Source organism: Dactylosporangium sp. NPDC000521, from assembly GCF_042898305.1.
Classification (GTDB): domain Bacteria; phylum Actinomycetota; class Actinomycetes; order Mycobacteriales; family Micromonosporaceae; genus Dactylosporangium.
The window spans coordinates 401,141-419,927 of sequence record NZ_JBIAYW010000003.1 but is presented as its reverse complement, the minus strand read 5'-3'; the positions used below and the strand labels follow the sequence as shown (position 1 = coordinate 419,927).

Annotated in this window: 19 protein-coding genes and 1 pseudogene; 5 read left to right on the top strand and 15 right to left on the bottom strand. The window is 69.6% G+C overall.

Translation table 11 applies throughout. The annotated features are described in order from the left end of the window. Nucleotides 1-40: 40 nt before the first annotated feature. The 9 genes from ACFY3L_RS12100 to ACFY3L_RS12060 all read right to left on the bottom strand — a co-directional run bounded on the left by ACFY3L_RS12100 (nucleotide 41) and on the right by ACFY3L_RS12060 (nucleotide 7,637). The gene (locus ACFY3L_RS12100) at nucleotides 41-1,294 is read right to left on the bottom strand and encodes a DUF3631 domain-containing protein (RefSeq protein ID WP_389321889.1); all 1,254 of its coding nucleotides are present in this window, start codon (nucleotides 1,292-1,294) and stop codon (nucleotides 41-43) included. After that, complete coding sequence (locus ACFY3L_RS12095) at nucleotides 1,291-2,154, bottom strand: bifunctional DNA primase/polymerase (protein ID WP_389321887.1); 864 nt, start codon at nucleotides 2,152-2,154, stop codon at nucleotides 1,291-1,293. The genes ACFY3L_RS12100 and ACFY3L_RS12095 overlap by 4 nt, the downstream gene beginning before the upstream one ends. Continuing rightward, on the bottom strand, nucleotides 2,147-2,476 hold the full coding sequence (locus tag ACFY3L_RS12090) for a hypothetical protein (protein ID WP_389321885.1): 330 nt from the start codon (nucleotides 2,474-2,476) through the stop codon (nucleotides 2,147-2,149). Before ACFY3L_RS12090 ends, ACFY3L_RS12095 begins: the two co-directional genes overlap by 8 nt. Continuing rightward, nucleotides 2,473-2,766: a hypothetical protein gene (locus ACFY3L_RS12085; protein WP_389321883.1), complete on the bottom strand. Its 294-nt coding sequence runs from the start codon at nucleotides 2,764-2,766 to the stop codon at nucleotides 2,473-2,475. The genes ACFY3L_RS12090 and ACFY3L_RS12085 overlap by 4 nt, the downstream gene beginning before the upstream one ends. Before the next feature lie 137 nt (nucleotides 2,767-2,903). Continuing rightward, nucleotides 2,904-5,066, bottom strand: a complete 2,163-nt coding sequence (locus ACFY3L_RS12080; RefSeq protein ID WP_389321881.1) for a cell division protein FtsK — start codon at nucleotides 5,064-5,066, stop codon at nucleotides 2,904-2,906. 99 nt (nucleotides 5,067-5,165) lie between these two features. Further along, a complete protein-coding gene (locus ACFY3L_RS12075; RefSeq protein WP_389322616.1) occupies nucleotides 5,166-5,591 on the bottom strand; it encodes a transcriptional regulator in 426 nt (141 codons plus the stop codon). 86 nt (nucleotides 5,592-5,677) lie between these two features. After that, nucleotides 5,678-6,475, bottom strand: a complete 798-nt coding sequence (locus tag ACFY3L_RS12070) for an ABC transporter permease (RefSeq protein WP_389321879.1) — start codon at nucleotides 6,473-6,475, stop codon at nucleotides 5,678-5,680. Nucleotides 6,476-6,489: 14 nt separating this feature from the next. Further along, nucleotides 6,490-7,206 carry a DUF4097 family beta strand repeat-containing protein gene (locus ACFY3L_RS12065; RefSeq protein WP_389321877.1) on the bottom strand — a complete coding sequence of 239 codons (717 nt, stop codon included), beginning with the start codon at nucleotides 7,204-7,206 and terminating at the stop codon, nucleotides 6,490-6,492. Beyond that, nucleotides 7,203-7,637 carry a hypothetical protein gene (locus ACFY3L_RS12060; RefSeq protein WP_389321876.1) on the bottom strand — a complete coding sequence of 145 codons (435 nt, stop codon included), beginning with the start codon at nucleotides 7,635-7,637 and terminating at the stop codon, nucleotides 7,203-7,205. The genes ACFY3L_RS12065 and ACFY3L_RS12060 overlap by 4 nt, the downstream gene beginning before the upstream one ends. A 294-nt stretch (nucleotides 7,638-7,931) precedes the next feature. Between ACFY3L_RS12060 and ACFY3L_RS12055 the strand changes: the two genes are divergently transcribed. Then, entirely contained in the window at nucleotides 7,932-9,269 is a 1,338-nt protein-coding gene (locus ACFY3L_RS12055; protein WP_389321874.1) for a hypothetical protein, read from the top strand. Further along, nucleotides 9,269-9,793 (top strand): NUDIX hydrolase, encoded by a 525-nt coding sequence (locus tag ACFY3L_RS12050; RefSeq protein ID WP_389321872.1) that lies wholly within the window; start codon nucleotides 9,269-9,271, stop codon nucleotides 9,791-9,793. Before ACFY3L_RS12055 ends, ACFY3L_RS12050 begins: the two co-directional genes overlap by 1 nt. A gap of 286 nt (nucleotides 9,794-10,079) precedes the next feature. Here the strand turns inward: ACFY3L_RS12050 and ACFY3L_RS12045 are convergent, their stop codons facing one another. The 3 genes and pseudogenes from ACFY3L_RS12045 to ACFY3L_RS12035 form a co-directional block, all read right to left on the bottom strand. Then, nucleotides 10,080-11,867 carry a DUF262 domain-containing protein gene (locus tag ACFY3L_RS12045; RefSeq protein ID WP_389321870.1) on the bottom strand — a complete coding sequence of 596 codons (1,788 nt, stop codon included), beginning with the start codon at nucleotides 11,865-11,867 and terminating at the stop codon, nucleotides 10,080-10,082. A 436-nt stretch (nucleotides 11,868-12,303) separates the two neighbouring features. Beyond that, nucleotides 12,304-12,654 (bottom strand): annotated as a pseudogene (locus ACFY3L_RS12040) (tyrosine-type recombinase/integrase); the annotation flags it as partial. 36 nt (nucleotides 12,655-12,690) lie between these two features. Then, nucleotides 12,691-12,825 carry a hypothetical protein gene (locus ACFY3L_RS12035; RefSeq protein ID WP_389321868.1) on the bottom strand — a complete coding sequence of 45 codons (135 nt, stop codon included), beginning with the start codon at nucleotides 12,823-12,825 and terminating at the stop codon, nucleotides 12,691-12,693. Between the two features lie 17 nt (nucleotides 12,826-12,842). On the opposite strand from ACFY3L_RS12035, the gene ACFY3L_RS12030 reads away from it, so the two are divergent. Further along, the gene (locus ACFY3L_RS12030) at nucleotides 12,843-13,427 is read left to right on the top strand and encodes a hypothetical protein (protein WP_389321866.1); all 585 of its coding nucleotides are present in this window, start codon (nucleotides 12,843-12,845) and stop codon (nucleotides 13,425-13,427) included. Nucleotides 13,428-14,111: 684 nt separating this feature from the next. On the opposite strand, the gene ACFY3L_RS12025 is transcribed toward ACFY3L_RS12030, so the two are convergent. Continuing rightward, on the bottom strand, nucleotides 14,112-14,603 hold the full coding sequence (locus ACFY3L_RS12025; protein WP_389321864.1) for a DUF1707 domain-containing protein: 492 nt from the start codon (nucleotides 14,601-14,603) through the stop codon (nucleotides 14,112-14,114). Between the two features lie 42 nt (nucleotides 14,604-14,645). On the opposite strand from ACFY3L_RS12025, the gene ACFY3L_RS12020 reads away from it, so the two are divergent. Then, on the top strand, nucleotides 14,646-15,194 hold the full coding sequence (locus ACFY3L_RS12020; protein WP_389321862.1) for an HD domain-containing protein: 549 nt from the start codon (nucleotides 14,646-14,648) through the stop codon (nucleotides 15,192-15,194). Here the strand turns inward: ACFY3L_RS12020 and ACFY3L_RS12015 are convergent. Next, complete coding sequence (locus tag ACFY3L_RS12015; RefSeq protein ID WP_389321860.1) at nucleotides 15,175-15,915, bottom strand: YaaA family protein; 741 nt, start codon at nucleotides 15,913-15,915, stop codon at nucleotides 15,175-15,177. The two genes, ACFY3L_RS12020 and ACFY3L_RS12015, sit on opposite strands and share 20 nt — an antisense overlap. Before the next feature lie 21 nt (nucleotides 15,916-15,936). Further along, nucleotides 15,937-16,824: a sigma-70 family RNA polymerase sigma factor gene (locus tag ACFY3L_RS12010; RefSeq protein WP_389321858.1), complete on the bottom strand. Its 888-nt coding sequence runs from the start codon at nucleotides 16,822-16,824 to the stop codon at nucleotides 15,937-15,939. 199 nt (nucleotides 16,825-17,023) lie between these two features. Between ACFY3L_RS12010 and ACFY3L_RS12005 the strand changes: the two genes are divergently transcribed. Next, nucleotides 17,024-18,742 (top strand): RecQ family ATP-dependent DNA helicase, encoded by a 1,719-nt coding sequence (locus ACFY3L_RS12005; RefSeq protein ID WP_389321856.1) that lies wholly within the window; start codon nucleotides 17,024-17,026, stop codon nucleotides 18,740-18,742. Nucleotides 18,743-18,787: the final 45 nt, after the last annotated feature.

Sequence of the window (18,787 nt, the reverse complement as noted above, 5' to 3'; positions counted from 1 at the left end):
TCGGGGATCTTCCAGAGCGCTTTGCGGGTGGCGACGGTGGTCACGCGACACCTCCGATGCGTCGGACGGCGGGGGTACCCGTCCCATCCGTCCCAGGCTCGTTTTCGCTGCTCACGGCCGGTACGGATGGTTTCGCCGGTACGGGTTGACCCGTACCGGGGTCGGCATCCGTACCGTCGCTGAGCTGGGAAGACGATGCTGGTACCGATGGGACGGTTCGGTCGGGGCAGTAGCGCTTCCACGCGTCCGCGAACGCCTCGCGGTGGTAGCCCTTGGCCTGCCCGACGGGGAACCGGATGGTCGCCGAGCTGATGCCGAACTCCCGCAGCAGGTCACCGAGCCGCTTGCCGGTCATGCCCGCCGGGCCGAACCCCTGCCACGGGCCTTCCGGGTCGTCGTTGAGTGCGGCGAGCAGCTCGGCGGTGGTGGCGGCGCCCGGGTCGCCGAGCGTCGTGAACGCGGTCCGGATGTCGGCCAGGAGCCGGACGCGGGTCGAGACGTGGCCGGTGTCCTCGGCCTCGGCGGTGAGGACGGTCGCGGCGGCCCGGCCGCGCGACGGCCAGCTCCCGCCCGCGAGGTCGGCGACGGCGATCAGCGGCTCCCAGGTGTCGGCGGCGCGGTCCTCCAGGGGCATCGCGGGTTCCGCGCGCTCCAGCTCGGCGAGATGCCCCCGGAGCCACTGGAACAGTTCGCCGGCCACCTTCCGCAGCACCGGCCCGTCGCGGCGGTGCCGATAGGGCGCCACGGTCTCGCCCGCCATCCGGCGGCGCATCCGTACGACCACGGCGCGGTCTTCGATGGTGTCGGGCATGGCGCCGATCCCGGCGAGCGCCGCCATGGCGAACGTGGGGATCTTTTCGAGGCGGTGTGCGTTGCTGTCCCAGCGGATCGCGGGCCGGTTGCGCTGGTGTCCGGCGTTGAGCAGCCCGCGCAGGTCCTCGTTGGCCTCGGCGTTCTTCCCGCCGAAGATGGTGTCGGCCTCGTCCACCAGGAGCGTGGGCGGCTCGTCGGTACCGATCGCGCGGTACACGGCGGCCGAGGAAGCGTTCACGGTCATGAGCGGGTTGCAGCACATGCCCTCGACCACGTCGAGCAGCCGGGACTTCCCGCAGCGCTTCTCCGGCGCGCGGATGACCAGCCTGGGCGCGTGCGCCCACGCGGGCATCGCGTGGGTCGCGGCGATCCACAGCACGACTGCGTCGATGGCCTCGGGCGACGGGAGCACGACGTAGCGGGTGATGACAGCGTGCAGCCGGTCGAGGATCGCGGCGCCGTCAACGGGTTCGGTGGTCACGCTGCCACTCCTTCGTCTCGGAAGCCGCCGGTGATGGCGGCGCGGGTCTCGCGGTCGGTCTGTCCGGCGCTGATTCCGGCGTCGTACAAGGCGTTCAGCGCGTCGCGGGTACTGATGGCGTTGGCCGCGACCATCCGGGCGACGCCCCGGGCGGAGCCGTAGAGCGTCGCCCGGCGGCGGCCCTTCGGCGCGCGGCGGACGGTGTCGAGCAGGGAGCGCAGCAGCGCGTCGGGCGATGAGATGCCCCCGGCCGGCGTCGAGCTCGGCGCCCTGGTCGTGCTCGCCGACGCGGCGGCCGGCGCGGGTCGGCAGGCCGTGATGAGGGCCGGGGGCATCTCAAACACGGGTCGGTCGCCGATCCAGCGGTACGGGCGGCCGGTGCGCGGGTGGATCGACGGCGGCGCCACGACGTACCCGCCGTCGCCCCGGACGTCGATGCCCTCGCCGAGGCGCCCCTGACTGTTCAGGACGGCCGTTCCCGGGTGGCGGTAGTACAGGTGCCACCCGCCGCTTCCCGTGACCACACAGGCCGTTTCCGGCATGAGCGCCGGGTCGAGGGCGCCGCCGTGGCCCGGGTCGATGTCGACCACGACCAGACCGGCGACCGCGCCGGTCCGCACCGCCAGCAGCCCGTCAGGCTGCGCGGCGACCATCGCGTTGACGCGCTGCGGGTCGAGCGTCGCGGCGTACAGGCCGTGGCAGAACATGCAGGGGCAGGCGTCGCGGTCGTGGTCCGGCCCGGCGGTCCGGCAGCCGTCGCAGTTGGCGATGGGGCGCTTGCTGCGGCCGAGCAGGAAGACCGGCCAGCCACGCTCGATGTAGTCGATCGCGTTGCGCAGCAACGCTTGCGAGTCAGCCATTGCGGATGCCTCCCTTGGGTCGGGCGCTGGCGCGGGTCGCCCGCTCCAGCACGCGGGTCAGGTCGGTGGTCAGGAGGAGCAGCTGCTGGCGCGCGTACGGCTCGGCGGTGGCGAGCGCGACCGTGAGGGTCACTTCCGCGTGCTCCCGGCCGTCGGCGGCGCGCACGCGGGTGAGCAGCGCGCGGCCGAGGCCGGGAACGCTGACCACGAGGGGGTCGGCGCGGTGCTCGCCGAGGTTGCAGCGGTGGCCACCGGCGCACCAGTCGGTGTGCCGCAGCGCGTCGACACCTGCGGCGCCGCCGAGCCGCGCGAGGCGGGTCATCGGTTGCCGCCGGTGCGGTTGCGGTCGTTGGCGCGGACGGTGCGCAGGTAGTTGATGGCGCGGCGGCCGGGGCGGAGCTGGCGGCCGGTGCCGTCGCAGCGGCGGCAGATGCCGAACGCCTTGCCGCCGAACAGGGCGCGGCGTTTGCCGGTGCCCTTGCAGCGGCGGCAGGCCACGAACGGCCAGAGCCAGCACGCCAGGATGTAACCGAACGTGACGACGATGAGAGCGAGGAACAGCAGCGCTGCGGCGGCCGGTTGGCCGGTAGCGGTAGCGGCGAGCGCGGGCATGCGAGAGCCTCCACGGGCTGTTTTGGGCGCGAAAGGGCTGCTGGCGCTACCCGCTACCTCGGTGGGTAGCGGCTGGCCAGGTTGGTAGCGGGGTGGGTAGCGGCGGCGCTACCGGGTAGCGGCGCCGCCGCTACCGTTCAGGCGCTCTTGCGGCGGTCGATCGCACTGTCCACATCGGACACGCGGGCACCCTTGAGTACCTCGCCGCGGACCTTGACGTTCACGCTCGGTACACGGTCGCGGAGCTGTGCGGAGATCGCGTCGGCGGTGATGTCGGCGTAGTGCTCCGGCAGGGCGTCGGCGAGGCGGGCGGCGATGGTGGCCCAGTGCAGGCCGTTCTCCCCGGCGAGGAACACCGACCGGACGTCGGCGAGGGTGTCGCGCAGGTCGCGGGTGATGGTCTCGCCGATCGCGGCGCCGGACAGCGTGCCGGCGGCCTGCCGATGCTTGCGGGCGGCGGTGAGGATCTTCTCCGCATCGCCGTGGTCGGCGAGGTACGTGCGCACCGTGGGCGTCTCGTCGGTGGCGCCGTACATGTAGCCCACGCCCCGGTACTGCGGGCCGTTGGGCAGCGCGGACGCGTCGTAGCCCTCGCTGTACGCCTCACCGCCCAGGACCGCCTCGGACACGACGCGGTTGCCGCACTTCAGCGCGAACCGCACCGCGTGGTTGTCGCGGTACCGGTTGAACAGGCGGCCGACGTCACCGGCACCGACGCCGGACGGCTTCTGCGAGCTGGACAGCAGGATCACACCGGCGGACGGGCCGACGGCCATGATGTAGGACAGGAGCGCGGCGATCTCCTTGTTCTGCTCCTGGCTGTCCAGCTCGTAGTAGACCTGGAACTCCTCCATCACGAGCATCCACACGGCGAGCTGCGGGTACTTCCGCGACAGCTCCCGCGTGATCTTCCCTTCCGGGCACTCTGCGGTGGACAGGGTCGACAGGAAGTCGTTGACCTCCAGGATGTGCGCCTTGACCTCGCGCAGCACCTCCAGGAGGTGCTCCACGGGGTTGTCGTCGCGCAGGTTCGGCACCGGCCCGAACACCATGCGGTGCGCCACGAGGCGGAACTTGTCCCAGTCCGGCGACATCTTGCCGTCCACGACGATGAGCCGCACGTACGGGTCGAGCGCGGCGAACAGGGCCAGGAGCCGGGTGGCGAACGTCTTGCCCTTGCGGGGCTGCGCACCCACGAGCACGCTGATCCACATCAGCAGCAGCGACACCTTCCGGCCACGCTCGTCCAGCCCGAACGGCGCCTCCTGCCAGATGTCGCGGACCTTGCAGTCCAGCAGCGGCGTCTTCCCGGCCGGGATGGCGAGGGGGTCGCGGTCGGCGACGAACAGCACGTGCCGCCGATGCGAGCTCGGGTCGCGGGTGAGAAACACCTGGTTGACCGACACATCCAGCCCGGACGCGATGGCGCCTTTGGCGTTGAGGACGTGCTCCCAGGTCTTGCCGTACGGCAGGTCGATGACCACCTGCGAGCCGGAACCGGAGGCGTCGCGGGACATCGTGGAACCGAACGTGACCTGCTGGTTGGGCTTGTCCGGGTGGCCGAGGCCGGCGGCGTAGTAGGCGCGCAGGATGATGTCGGGGTTGACCCGCCGGTACCGTCCAGCGACCACCGCCGGGCGCAGGATCGGCTTGTCCTGCGGGCGGCCGATGTGGGCCAGCCCGCACACCAGCCCGGCGGCGGCCAGGCCAGTCACCCACCACGGGGCCATGGCGTAGGCGACCGGACCGCCGATGGCGAGCGCGGCGGTCTCGGCGGCCAGGACGATGCCGCGCCATGCGCGGGTGGCCTTGACCTCGCGGTGCAGCTTGTACCAGGTCGCCGGGTCGTTGGCGTCGGCGGCTGCCTGCCGCAGCCCGTACTGCTCCGACAACCACCACCACCGCAACTGGCGCCCGACCACCTTGAACAGGCCCACGGTGGCCCAGAACCCGGCCTGCAGCGTGTACCAGGGCGCCCGGACGGCGTGGTACCCGGCGCGGTGCAACGCGTCCTCGGCGATGTCGCGGACGGTGGCCTTGAAGTTCTGCCAGCCCAGCAACCGCGTCGGGATGATCGGGCGGCGGCCCTTCGGATCGGCCGGCGGCGCGTCGACCAGCACGCCACCGCGCTCCGGCTCGTCGTCCAGCGGCACGTCGAAGTGGCTCTCAGCGCCGGTGCCGTCCCGGCGGGCGCGAGCGGCCCCAAGGTCGACCACGTCGGCGACGTCGGCCACCTCGGACTCGTACTTGGACCAGTCGAACCCCTCGGGGTGCTCGCGGTTCGGTTCGTTGCTCGCCATGCTGGAGATCTCCTGACCTCTGATGGAGGGATGGGGACCGGTGCGCGGCCGAGGGTTCCTAGGCCACGGAGGCCGCGCGCCGGGCGAACTGGTGGTGCCTCAGGCGCTGATGAGCAGCGCGGCGATGAACAGCCAACCGATGTGCCAGGACTGGTCGAGGGCGTACAGGCCGCCACCGCGCTCCAACCACGCCGGAGACTTCTTGAGCGCGTCGGCCATGTGGCGCAGCGGCGCCCGCCGGTCGGCGATGTGGTGCGTGACGGCCGAGACGGTGAGGCCGGCGGCGGTCCAGCCGAGGTGCAGCGCGGCGCCGGTCACGGCGAGCATCGCGACCAGGGCGACGACGGCGGTCAGCGTGTACGTGCCGACGTGCGCGGCACAGGCGAGATGCCCCCGCCACCCGGCGTCGGCCTTGTGGTCGGCCTGGTGCTGCGTCTGGATCCAGTGGTCGGCGACCTGGTGAGCGGCGTACAGGGCGACGAAGACAGCGGCGAGGGTGCCGGCGTCGGTCGGGGTTGCCATGATGGGGGTCTCCTGACTCCTGATGGAGGGATGGGGACCGGTGCGCGGCCGAGGGTTCCTAGGCCACGGAGGCCGCGCACCGGGCGAAGCTAGTCGCGGTTGGCGTGGATCAGGTGGGCGAGCGCGGCACCCATGCCGAGCACGGCGACGGGCAGGCAGGCAACCGCCGTGGTGATCCACCATGGCGCGGAGGTGACACCGGCGGCGCTGAGCAGGTGGTATGCGACCTGTCCGGCGCAGCCGAACACCAGGGAGCCGATCGCGGACCAGCGGGCGAACCGGCGCACCGCCGGGCCGTAGGCGTCGGACAGCCACACGGCGAGGGCGTACGCGGCGTACGCCTCCACGCCGATGGGGAGCGTGATGGCGGTGTTGATGCTGAACCCGTCCGCGATGCCGGGCAGCGGGTGGATCACGCCGAACCCAGTCAGCTCACCGAGCCCCACCCATCCGGACCAGATCGCCACGAACGCGGGCAGGGCCAGCACCCAGACCGGCCAGGACGGCGGCTTGCGCCGGGCGACCGGGGCGGGCGGCGCGCTGATGTTGGTGTCCGGGTGTCCGTCACCCGTGGCCTGCGGCGGCGTCTCGATCGCCTCGGCGGCCAGCGGCGCCTCGGCGGGCGGCTCGGGGTCGGGGGTGTCGGTGTCCGGCTCCAGGTCCGGCACGACGTGCAGCGTGCGCGCCGGGGGCATCTTGGCAGGCTCGGCGCGCTCGTCGGTGAGCGCCTCGCGGATGGCGTTGGCCTTCGGCGCGCCGATGCGGAACTCCTTCATCAGCGCGTTCCGGGAGGGGATCTCGCCGAGCTGGTCGGTGAGGGTGCGGGCCTGCGGCATGAGCGCTTCGATTGGGGCGGGGTAGGCGCTGGGGGCGGTGGCGGTGGTCATTGGGTGCTGCTCCTTCAGTAGTTGAGGACGCGGCCGGACACGGTGTGGGCGCTGAGCGCGATCGGGCCGGTCACGCGGATGGAGCCGGACACGGACTCGGCGCGGAGGTTGCACCGGTCGGTCGCGGCGACCGTGATGCCGCCGGAGATCGTCTTGGCGAACCCGTCGCCGATCAGGCGGTTGATCGTGATGCGGCCGGAGACGGTGGACAGGTCTGGCGCGCTCACCGTGTCGACGTGGACCGCGCCGGACACCGTCTCGACGACCGCGCGGAGCAGGGCGCCGGACACGTCCACGGACGCGCTGACCGTCTCGGCGAGCAGCGAGCTACCCAGCGGGAGCCGCGCCACGATGTCCACCAGCGGGCCGACGCCACCGCCGACAACCGCGTCGCCGGACATGCCGCCGATCGACACGACATCGCCGTAGACGACGCCGACGACGATGCCGGCGTTGTGCCCGACGACCTGGGTGAGGCCGCCGAAGTGCTGGCGGGCCGTGGTCGGCTCCAGGTTCGGCACCCGCACCGCGAGGTGGTCGCCGTGGTCATCGATCGTGGCGCGCTCGACCGCGTGGGCGCCCGGCTCGTTGCCGTCGGGGCTGGTCAAGGTCACTTCGGCGTGCTCGCGGTCCTCCACGATCACGCGGACACTGCCGACGTTGATGCGCACGTCCAGCGTGATCGCGCCGTACTCCCGCGCGGTGTACGTCCTCGCCTTCGGGGCGTTCATGCCGCCACCTCGTTGCTCGTCTCGCGGACGATCCGGACCACCGCGCCGTACGCGACGTGCAGGCGAAGGGCGATGCGGGAGAGGCTCACCGACCGGCGGCGCAGGCGGTTGACCGCGACGACCAGCTCGGCCGGCGTCAGCGTCACCCGCTCACCGCTGCACGCGAGGTCGACGGCGATCTCATCGATGTAGTCCGGGTCCGCCTCCAGCTCCCTGGGCAGGTCGCACTCGATCGCGAACCGCTCGTCGTCGCGGATCGCCAGCTCCCAGCACGCGCCGCATGCCACGCCCCGCGTGAACGGCGTGCGGTGCGCCTCGCAGTGCCGCGCGGCGACGTCGGCCAGGACGTGTTCCGGGCCGAAGTAGCCGGCGATGCCCGGGATCGTGGTCAGCGGCAGGACGTCGGCGCCCCGCTCCGTCTGTGTGATCACTCCGAAACCTCCAGATCGTGCCGGCGTCTGCCGGTCGCACGAATACAGCACCAGTGCTGTATTCGTGTCTGCGACCGTACAGCACCAGTGCTGTATTCGCAACCGCGTGGCGTGCCATTGAGCTGGGACTTGATCGATTGGCGCCCCGGTTGATCAGCGCCTGACACAAGAGAACCGCAGCGGCGACCTGGTCGACAGGGTGCGAGCTACTCGCCACGTGGTACTCGTCTCACACCCTGTGTGAATCGATCGACGGGGTTCCCTGAGCGTCACGGATTCCCTACGCTCCGGAGCATGGCCGAAGCGAATCTCCTGCTCGCAGCGCTCATCGAGCGCGCCGGCCTCTCCAACGCGGGCCTCGCGCGCCGCGTCAACCTGCTCGGCGCGGCGCATGGGCTCCGGTACGACCACGCGTCCGTCGCCCGCTGGATCCGCGACGGCGCCGTACCCCGCGACCCCGGCCCAGAGCTGATCTGCCACGTCATCGGACAAGCGCTGAACACGCCCGTCGCGCTGGCCGACATCGGCATGGAGCGCCGGAAGCCCGCACCGGTTGGGATGCCCCTCGCCCAGGCGGTCGAGCGCGCGTCGGCGCTCTGGCGCGGCGATCAGCGGGACAAGGCCGGCGGACCACCGGCCACCGGCACGGACGCGATCGCGCCGGTCTGGGAGTGGGAGAACCCACCCGACGACCTCGACATCTCGCGCGACGGTCACGCCCAGGTCGGCGCCGCCGACGTACAGCGCCTGCGCCAGCTGCGCGCTCGCTATCAGGAGATGTACCGCCGTGTCGGCGGCGTGCCGGTCCGTCCGCGCCTCGTGGCGGCCCTGAACGAACACGCGGCACCGCTGCTGCGTAACGCCTACGACAACCGCACCGGTCGGGAGCTGCTCCGCGCGGCCGGCGGGCTGGCGGCGCTTGCCGGGGTGTGCGCGTACGACGCCGACCAGCAGGGCCTCGCCCAGCGGTACCTCTTCGGCGCCCTGCGCATGGCGAAAGCCAGCGGTGACAAGGCTTTCGGCGCGTACGTGGTGGCGCTGATGAGCACCCACGCGTTGTATAACAACCAACCGCGGCTCGTCGTGCAGTACGCCGAGTCGGCGCTTCGCGCGGCGCGGGGGCATCTCAGCCACGCCCTCGCCGCCGACCTGCACTCGCTTGCCGGCAAGGCGTACGCGCGGATGGGGCAGGGCGTTGACTGTCAGCGGCACATGGCCGAGTCGGAGTGGACGGCGGGCCGCATCAAGCCGACCGACGAACCCGCCGAAGCGTCCTACGTCCAGCCGGGCCTCATCGAGACCCAGGTCGCGGAGGCGCTCCGGCGCCTGGGTGACCTCAGCGCCGCCCAAACGTACGCGGAGGAGTCCGTCCGGACAGCCGGCGGAACGCACCTACGCGGCCGCGTCCACCGCTTCGCCGGCCTCGCGCTCATCGTCGCCCAACGCGGCGACGTCGACCAGGCCGTACACGTCGGCACCCAGATGCTCGACTACGCCGAAGGCATGGAATCCGGCCGCATCCGCGACCGCGTCGCGCAGGTGACAACCGCGCTCCGGCCACACGCTAGGGTGCCAGCGGTGGCGGAGTTTCTCGACCGGGCCGACACCGACGCCCAGCTGAGGGGGTTCTGATGCGCTGGCAGGTCAACTCCGAACGCACGCTCTACCAAGACCAATGGGTCCACGTGCTGACCGCCGACGTCGAGCTACCCGACGGCAGACACCTCGACCACCGCCTCATCCGCAGCGCCCCCGGCGCCGGCGCCGTCGTCGTAGTCGACGGCAAGGTCCTCCTCCTCTGGCGCCACCGCTTCATCACCGACACCTGGACTTACGAGATTCCGGTCGGCGCCATCGGCAACGACGAACCCGCCGTCGCAGCTGCGCGCGAGGTCGAAGAGGAGACGGGTTGGCGGCCGGGACCGCTGCGCCCTCTGATCTACACGCAGCCGTCGCCCGGTCTCATGAACTCCGAGCACCACATCTTCCGCGCCGACTCGGCCGAGTACATCGGCCCGCCCGTCGACGGATTCGAGTCGGAACGTGTCGAATGGGTACCGCTCGACGACATCCGACGCCTCATCGACAAACGCGACATCGTTACGGGGACGACGCTGGTGGCGCTGCTGTACTTCCTGGTCAACGTTTCAGGGTAGGCGCCTACGCGGTGGGACGCCGGGGCCGAGCCTCCGCCCACGTCTTCACCGTTTCTGGACGCCAAACGGGCGAGCGGCCGAACTTTCGCTCAGCTTGTGGTGCCTGCTCACGTGCCACGTAGGCAGCCCAAGTGCTGCGCGTGATACCAAGAAAGCGCGCACAGTCGTCCGCAGTCCACCAGTCGGTGGGCAGCTCAGCGTCCTCAGCATGCGATGTCATCGTCCACTACGATACGCGGCCTGCTGCCAATGCCGCATTGGGCCCATTTCGGCGTAGCAACCCGACCTAATCGAGCGGCAGTCGCCCTTGACCTCCAGGACCCATCAAATGCTCTGGGTCGATCGGAAGTTCCGCCTGCACGGCGTCGCGTGGCCGCGGAGGGGCCACCCTACCCGGCCTTCTGATAGTCGGATCCGGACCGAAGACAAATCGCTGACCATCGTCGAGAACCATGGTTCCACCATATTGCTCGGGGAACTTTTCTCCGCAAAGCTCGTAGGCAAATAGAAGCAGCTTGTTAACACGCGATGCAAGGAACAGGTCAAACTTGTCATTGAATAAAATGGGGTCGATGAGTGCGGAGTCAAGAATGGCGGCAAGTGCATCTGGGTTCGGCGGCATCATGCTGCGATAATTCGAGGGTGCGTTCGCTCGAATTTTGTTGTTGTCAGCGCGGGTCAAGAAGCAGTGGTTAGCTAGAGAATTCGTCAGAGCTGACGATAGGCCAGTGCTCGACTGAATGAACGCCTTGGGGAAAATGTGATGAAACTCCGCCTTATTGTATGACTGAAGCACGCGCTCAAGATCGATATAATTGCCAGAAATAAAGCTACGTGGATGGCGCTGAGCAAGCATTGTAACGAAGGTGGCAGTCCTCGCGCTGTTGATTCGGAAGTCGGTGCCGAGAAAGAAGTCAGGAGAGATGCTAGCCGGAACTTTGGCCAGCAAATTCTGTTGACCATCGCGCAGTCGGGCCATTTCCTCCACGTCTACCTTCGCAGCCCGAACCGACTGGCCGCTGTAGCGCTCAGCAAAGCACGAACGCCAGAACCATTTTTTTAGGAGGCTTATCTCAGATTCCGGGGTTAGTCTCATTCGACCATTCGGAACTGCAAAGTATACCGATAGAGGAGCAAGCATCAACGGGTACGGAAGGGTTTTGATAGTCGCGACCTTCAGTTGGCGCTTCAGGAAGTCAATGGCACCCTTGATACCATTCTCCACCAGCTCGAAGCGGCTACGAATCTCTTCGCCCTCAAGTCCCATCAGGCTCTCTACCGAAGGGTCCCCCCTAAGAATTGCGGCACAGCAGCGCAGGACCAAGTTAGGATCGGCGGCAATATCACCGAAGGCGAATTCGTCTAGCTCCTCCTGCAGTAGATCGAGCTTATTGCGAAGGTCGAACTGTTCGCTCCAGGTCCACGCTGAGAGCAATTCGAGCGTTGTTAGATCCACGCCCATGCGGTTGATTCTCTCGAAAACAATCGCTACTGTTGCTCGATCTTCTGTCTCCATTTGCTGAATTGGTATCTGCGCCTCCTTGAAGATGCTGTGCAGCTTGTCTATTAGGCGAATCTCGCGTTCGCCCGAAAACAGATCTGACGCTCTTCTGAAGGCCACTGAATCGAATAGGGAGGAGAGGGGAAAATGGATGGACTTGTCTACTTCGGAAGGCTGAAGTGCAATAAATTGAGATTGCTGAACTCCCGGTTTTGCGGACAAGTCAAAGTATACTGATGGCCAGTCTCCCTGCCCGGGCCGCCCAAACTCGGTCTGGAATGTGATGAATAGCGAAGTAACCCGTTGTTGACCGTCAAGTACATAGGTGATGGGGTATTTTTCATGAGGTGCGGGTAGGGTAAATGGGCCAAGCCGACGTTCGGACGCAAGCTTCTCCTGCGTTAACCAAAACAGGAGGGAGCCAAAAGGGTAACCCTTGTAAATGCTATCCAGAAAGTGAGCAACATGTTCTGGATCCCATACGAAGCCACGCTGGAAGGCGGGAATTCTTACCTGCCCACCATAAATGTGGTCTAGCAGCTTACGAATGGGGTAACTAGTTAACTCGCTCACTAAAGAATGCCTCCTGGGTGCGACTGTGCCTACCGCTCGCAAGCACTCAAGCTTCCGGTCGATGTCGCAAAAGGTCAAGTGTTGCGCCACGGAAGAGGCGATCCGCGACTCGGCAAACCGCTACAAATTACGCAAAATGGATTCATTATCGTGTCAGGCGCTGATAGGCCGAGGCGTGACGAGCGTTGACGGAGAGCGATGCGACTACTGGCGTTTGCTGATGCGATGGCGAGCCGAGACCTGCATCTCCACCAGGTTCAGTGAGTGCCCAACTGAGTGTCGACCGGAACGCACAGGACCGGACCGCGGCGGACGTTGGGGGGCGGCCGCACCACGCCACCAGAGGGTCTCAGCAGGTCAACTGGCCTATCGGAAGCCTTGACACGGAAGAGGTCACTGGTTCAAACCCAGTATCGCCCACGGACCTGAGCGGCCCCTACTCGCGTAGGGGCCGCTCGTCGTTTGGTCCGTGGATCCTCCGCGCACCGGCGGGGCCGGTGCTCCCCAGTGGGGGACCTTCGCTCCACCCACACCCCCTCAAGACCCGTCGCCGCCACTTGGGTCGGTAGACCGCCTCCGTGACCCTCGTTCCGGTGTGCCCGACAAGGTCGGCGATCTGCTCCAAGGTCAGCCCGAGGGCGGACGCGATCGACACGAAGCTGTGGCGCAGCTCGCGCGGCGTCCACTCTTCGGCCTCCAGCCCGGCCTCCTTGGCAACGCGCTGGAAGGAGCGCCGGACGTTGGCAGCGTCGAGCGGCGTCCCGACCTTGGAGACGAACACCAGCCCCGTCTCCTGCCAGTTGTCCCCCGCCCGCTTCCGGGCCTAGTCCTGGCGCTGCCCGTGCAGGTCGAGCACCTGGACGCACAGTGCTGGCAGCGCCAGTGTGCGCCGGGACTTCTCGGTCTTGGTGTCGCCACCGTCCCGTACGGACCGCCAGACGGACACAGACGCGGGCACCAGCGGGTTGTCGTCCGGTGGACAGTCAGCACGCGACAGTCGACGACCTGCAGGAACTCCCAGCCGCGCCAAGCCATGTGGTTGCACAGGTGCGCGGTCTGCCACAGGTCACACGACGCCTGCTGATACTCGTAGGGCGCTTCAACGTCGGTCATGACGCCCACGCCAGCGCCTGCTCGACCCGTGCCACGCACGTCAGCGCCCGCGGCACCGCGCAGGAGCGCCTGGACGTCGTCGACCCGCAACCGAACCGTCGCCGGCTACGCCTCCGTGGACTCGTTCGTCTCGACCATGCCGTTGCCGAACGTCATGTCGTCGACCGCTGGCAGCTTCAGCGGAATCCGCGACGTCACCGCAGGGTTGTCGACGTGCCGGCCGCACACAGCGCAGTCGGCCTTCGTCCCCGACGGGCCTGTCTGCACGTTCCGCCAACCGCGCTGGTTACCGCACGGGCACTGGAAGATCATGACGTGGTCTCCGTTCGTTCGGGGGATGGGATGGTCAGTGCGTGCCTCGAGTACGGCGTCGGACTTCTTGCCGGTAGCCATCCGCGCAGCCAGCATTTCGCCGGCCTGGCCCGGGTGGTTGAACGAAATTGGTAGCGAGTCAAGGCCTCGATGGGGCTTCCAGCACCTTTGCCCGCCTCGATCGTGTCGCCCACGAGCGGCCACACAAAGATCACCACCACGGCCACGACCGCCACGAGCAAGCACAGGACAACTCCAGCAGCTATACCACCGGCAATCCAGACCCAGCGCTTACGCGGTCGCACCAAACGGCGGCCGGAACGCGCTCCCTGGTCAGAGCGAGCGATCCATCCAGTCCCCCGGGTGACCACCGTGCCGAAGGTCATCGACCGTTCGCCAGCTCCGGACAAGGGTCCGTCCGGGCCGAGCGGAAGCGACACACCGGTTCAGCGCTGGGTGGTGTGTGCCGTGCGGATCAAGCGGACAGCCGCGACGCCGAGAACCGCTCCCCCGGCGACGGTCATGGCGGTCCAGGTCGGCTCGCGCCGGGACCGGGACCGGGGCCGAGCAGTGATGTCCGTCGACACGAGGGACTGATTCTGGGGCGATGAGGTTGATGCGGCGGCCGATGTCCGTGCGTGACGCGGTCCTGGCATTGGTGGCGACCTCGGTCCTCGGCGTGTGCCTGCTCCTGCTGGCGTGACTGAGCGACGTCAAGTATCGCCAGCGCCGGACCGCGCCGCCGTGCGCGCGGAGCCAGGTGTTCACGCGGGCGGCGTGCCGGGCCGAGGTCGACGGCGTCCGCCGGGGGCGACGGCGTCAGTCGACGGTGGCGTACAGGATGACCATGGCGATGGAGAACAGGATGCCGAAGGTGCCGCAGAGGAGGCCGGCGAGGGCGAGGCCGCGCCGGCGGCCGGGCCCGCCGGACCTGCCGGCCGCACCGAGCAGGGCGACGGCGCCGAACACGACGGCGATGATGCCGGCGATCAGGCCGACCGGGGCGCAGGCCGCCGTGGGGAGGGAGAAGATGCCGAAGACGAGGGCGAGCGTCGGCGCAAGCGGCTGCGGGTCGGGCTGCGGCTGGGCGGGGGCGGCCGGGAGCGGCGGCAGGTCACGTACGATCCGCAGCAGCTCGCCCCAGGTCCGGGCCGCGTACGTGTGGCGGGTGCGGGCGTCGAACTCGGACAGGCTGAGCCGGCCCTCGGACAGGCAGGTGCCCAGGTGCGCCACGACGGCCTCACGGTCGGCGTCGGACGCCCGGAACGACGGCGACGGGTACATGCCATCGACCGTACTGCGGTTGGTCAACGACGGAGGGTGACCGGGATGGCGGCATCGGGCGGTATTCGGGTGCCTTCCGAGGATGAGATCCGCGCGCTGCACGTGCGGCACGCGCCGGACCGGGACACGTTCGAGCTGGTGTGGGCGCACTGCGTGACCGTGTGGCGCATCGCTGAGCAGCTGTTGCGGCAGACGGCCGTCGACGTGGACCCGGCCCTGGTCGAGGCGGGCTGCCTGCTGCACGACATCGGCGTGTACCGGCTCGGCGGCGGACCGTACATCCGCCACGGCGTCCTCGGGCACGAGCTGCTGCGCGGGGAAGGGCTGCCGGAGGCCCTCTGCCGGTTCTGCTCCTGCCACACCGGCGTCGGGATCACCAGCGAGGACATCGCCGGGCAGGGGCTGCCGGTCCCGCCCGGCGACTACGTCGCGGTGAGCGAGGAGGAGCGGCTCGTCATGTACGCGGACAAGTTCCACACCAAGAGCAGCCCGCCGCGGTTCGTGACGGCGGCCGAGTACCGGCGCGACGTCGCGCGGTTCGGTGCGGACAAGGTGGTGCGCTTCGACGCGATGGTCGCCCGGTACGGCGAGCCCGACCTCACAGCGCTTCGACGGTGACGTCCAGCTCGCGCGGGGTGCGGGCGTCGACGGTGTACCCGAGCTCCCGCAGCGCCGTCGCGAGGGCGGCCGGGGTGCGCGGCCGGGCACCCGCCAGCACCAGCGCGCGGACGAGCCGGCCCTTGGTGGCCTTGTTGAAGTGGCTGACGACCTTGCCGCCGTGCAGGACGCGGACCGTGACGCCGTTGCGCGGGGTCCACACCGAGGCGTACGCCGAGGAGCGCAGGTCCAGCACGAGGCTGTCGCCGGCGAGCTCGTCGAGGACCGGGGGCAGCACCGCGCGCCAGTGGGCGGCGAGCGGGCCGGCGGTCGGCAGGCGGACGCCGATCGAGCAGCGGTACGACGGGATCCGGTCGGCCGGGCGGACCGCGCCCCACAGCCCGGAGAAGATGAGCAGCTGTTTCCGCGCGCGGGCGAGCGCCGGCCCGGTGAGCGACGCGAGGCCGAGCGCGTCGTAGAGGACGCCGGTGTACAGCGCGGCGGCCGGGAGGGTCGGCGCGGTGCGCAGTTGTGCGTTGCGGGCGGCCTCGTCGGCCAGGCCGGGGGTCAGGCCGAGCGTGGTGAGCGCGAGCGCCGGGTCGTCGCTGAGCTTCACCAGGTCGTCGACCACGGTGGTGCGGGCGTCGGACAGCGCGGGCAGCGACAGCCGGTCGAGGTCCAGGGCCGCGCCGCGGCGCGGGGCGGCGGCCTTGCCCTCGGACGGTGGCAGCAGGATCAGCACCGCCCGAGGGTACAGCCGTCGTTACGCGTGCCGGCCCGACTGGACGAACGGCATGCCGTGGTGGTTGGTCTGGGCCAGCCGGCTGTTGAGGTTGCCGGCGTTGGCGATCTTGTCGTGGTACGCCTCGCGACGGCGGGCGACGCAGCCCGTCGGCTTGTCGCTGACCGAGACGAGATCGGGGTCGAGGTGTGTGTTGAGGCCGTCGCGCAGCAGCATGAGCGCCTCCGCGCGCAGCTGGGACACCCGCGACTCGGTGACGCCCAGGTCGTGGGCGATCTCCATCATGGGCCGCTCCTGGAAGAAGTACCCCTTCACGACCTTCCCGAGCCGCTCCGGCAGCGCTTCGACGGCGTTGTGCAGGTAGCCGATCCGCTCGCGGTGCAGGATCAGGTCCTCCGGGCCGGCGGCCCGCTCCGGCACCATGTCCTCGGCGCTGCCTGCCGCGAAGCCCTGCAGTGACAGCACCGCCGCCCGCTGCACGTCGTCGTCGATCGCCTGGAGCTCGTCGACGCTGACGCCGAGCGCCTCCGCCAGCTCGTGGTTGGTCGGGGTGCGTCCGAGCGCCGCGGTCAGCTCCTGTTGCATCGCGTCCGCCTGCCTGGCCCTGGCCCGCACGGATCGGCTCGCCCAGTCTAGTCCGCGCAGCTCGTCGAGGATCGCGCCGCGGATGCGGGTCGTGGCGAAGCTGCCGAACGGGATGCCCCTGCTCGGGTCGAACGCCTTCGCGGCGCCGGCCAGGGCCGCCATGCCCGCGGAGACCAGGTCCTCGCGGCTGACGTGGGCGGGTAGGCGTCCGAGCGTCTGGCGCACCAGATGCCCGACGAGTGGCAGATGCTCGCGGATCAGGTCCTCGAGCTCGCGGCCTTCCAACTGGACCTTGAGCGTGGCACCCTCAAGGGTCGCTGTCATCGGTTCCCCCTCGTGTCTGTGGTGAACCCCGTGCAGGCGGTCCACCTGCTGACACGAAGAACTTTCGACTACGAAGGGTGCTGGCACCGTCACTTTCGGGTGCCTTTTGGTTGCGAGACGGTGAGAGTGCTCAGATTCGGCGTGTCGCGACAACTCGCTCAGCGCGCCGATGCATTCGAACACCGGTACAGTCGCCGCGATGAATCTTGTACCGCTCGCACCCCGCCTACGCCGCGCCGCCCGCCAGCACTTCGGCTGGGACCGGTTGCGCGCGGGACAGCTTCCGCCGATGCGCGCCCTGCTCAAACGACAGGACGCTCTCGTCGTGTTACCCACCGGCGGCGGAAAATCAGCCATCTACCAGGTTCCGGCGATGCTGCTGCCCGGGCCCACTGTCGTCATCTCACCACTCCTCGCGCTGCAGCAGGACCAGATCGCCGGACTGAACCGCCGCGTCGCCGGGCAGGCCGTCAGGATCAGCTCGGCCGAGACGCCCAACCAGCAGCAGGCCGCCCTCGAGGCGCTGCGGGCCGGGACGGCCAGATTCCTGTTCATCACGCCGGAGCAGCTCGGCAACCCGGCGCGCCTGGCGGAGGTCAAGGCGCTGCGGCCGAGCCTGGTCGCCGTCGACGAGGCGCACTGCGTCTCCGCGTGGGGCTACGACTTCCGCCCCGACTACCTGCAGCTCGGGCACCTCATCAGGGAGCTCGGCGACGGGCGGGACCGGCCGGCGATCGTGGCGCTGACCGCGACCGCGTCGCCTCCCGTACGGGCGGACATCACCGAGACGCTCGGGCTGCGTGACCCGTTCACGCACGTCGCCGGCCTCGACCGGGCCAACCTGGAGCTGTCGGCGGTGCACTGCACCAGCGACGAGCAGCGCTGGCAGCGGCTCCTCGCGCAGGTCCGGAAGGAGCCCCGGCCCGGGATCGTGTACGCGCCGACGCGGGCGATCGCCGAGCAGTACGCGACCCGCCTCACCGAGCACGGCGTCGAGGCGGTCGCGTTCCACGCCGGGCTCGCCGCCGGTGAACGCAACCGCCGGTACACCGACTTCATGGCCGACAAGATCCCGGTCATGGTCGCGACCAGCGCCTTCGGCATGGGCGTCGACAAGCCCAACATCCGCTGGGTGCACCATGTGGCGCTGCCCGACTCCCCCGACAGCTACCTGCAGGAGATCGGCCGCGCCGGCCGGGACGGCTCGCCGTCCCGCACGGTGCTGTTCTTCCGGCCCGAGGACGTGTCGCTGCAGCGGTTCTTCGCCTCCGGCGCGCCCGACGGTCACGAGCTCACCCAGCTCGCCGCCGCCATGCGGGAGGGGCCGGTGAGCCGGACCGCGCTCGCCACCCGCAGCGGCCTGCCGGCGCGGAAGGTGACGTCGCTGCTGAGCCTGCTCGAGCAGGTCGGCGCGGTCGAGGTCCTGCCCGGCAACAAGCTCGGCACGCCCCGCTACGCGCCCACGCCCGCCGAGGCGTCGCGGCTCGCGCTCGCGCAGTTCGAACGCCACCAGACGCTGCGGCGGTCCCGGATCGACATGATGCGCCAGTACGCGGAAAGCGCCAACTGCCGCGGCAACGCGCTGCTCGCGTACTTCGGCGAGCAGGCCGAGCGCGCCTGCGGGCACTGCGACAACTGCGCCAACGGCACCGTCGTTGTGGATCCCGTGGTGCCGCGCGTGCCGTGGTACCGGCGGCTGTTCCGGCGCCCCGCCGCGGTGGTGACCGCGGACGAGGTCGCCGTGCCCGACCTGGACCGGCCGTTCCCCGTCTCCAGCGAGGTGCGGCACACCGCGTGGGGCACCGGCACCGTCATGGCCTACGAGCAGGACCGGGTCGTGGTCCTGTTCGAGGAGGTCGGCTACAAGACGCTGTCGGTGCCGATCGTGCGGAAGTCGAAGCTGCTGGAGCCCGCGTGACCCCGCCGCCCGTTGTTGGCGGGCGCCGCCGCGGGGCACCGCTTA

Bases quoted from the DNA above. Each gene is read 5' to 3' on its own strand.
- ACFY3L_RS12055 (WP_389321874.1), top strand. From the start codon at position 7,932: ATGGCCGAAGCGAATCTCCTGCTCGCAGCGCTCATCGAGCGCGCCGGC.
- ACFY3L_RS12050 (WP_389321872.1), top strand. From the start codon at position 9,269: ATGCGCTGGCAGGTCAACTCCGAACGCACGCTCTACCAAGACCAATGG.
- ACFY3L_RS12005 (WP_389321856.1), top strand. From the start codon at position 17,024: ATGAATCTTGTACCGCTCGCACCCCGCCTACGCCGCGCCGCCCGCCAG.
- ACFY3L_RS12095 (WP_389321887.1), bottom strand. From the start codon at position 2,154: ATGGCTGACTCGCAAGCGTTGCTGCGCAACGCGATCGACTACATCGAG.
- ACFY3L_RS12070 (WP_389321879.1), bottom strand. From the start codon at position 6,475: ATGACCACCGCCACCGCCCCCAGCGCCTACCCCGCCCCAATCGAAGCG.
- ACFY3L_RS12010 (WP_389321858.1), bottom strand. From the start codon at position 16,824: ATGACAGCGACCCTTGAGGGTGCCACGCTCAAGGTCCAGTTGGAAGGC.
- ACFY3L_RS12080 (WP_389321881.1), bottom strand. From the start codon at position 5,066: ATGGCGAGCAACGAACCGAACCGCGAGCACCCCGAGGGGTTCGACTGG.
- ACFY3L_RS12090 (WP_389321885.1), bottom strand. From the start codon at position 2,476: ATGACCCGCCTCGCGCGGCTCGGCGGCGCCGCAGGTGTCGACGCGCTG.
- ACFY3L_RS12065 (WP_389321877.1), bottom strand. From the start codon at position 7,206: ATGAACGCCCCGAAGGCGAGGACGTACACCGCGCGGGAGTACGGCGCG.
- ACFY3L_RS12085 (WP_389321883.1), bottom strand. From the start codon at position 2,766: ATGCCCGCGCTCGCCGCTACCGCTACCGGCCAACCGGCCGCCGCAGCG.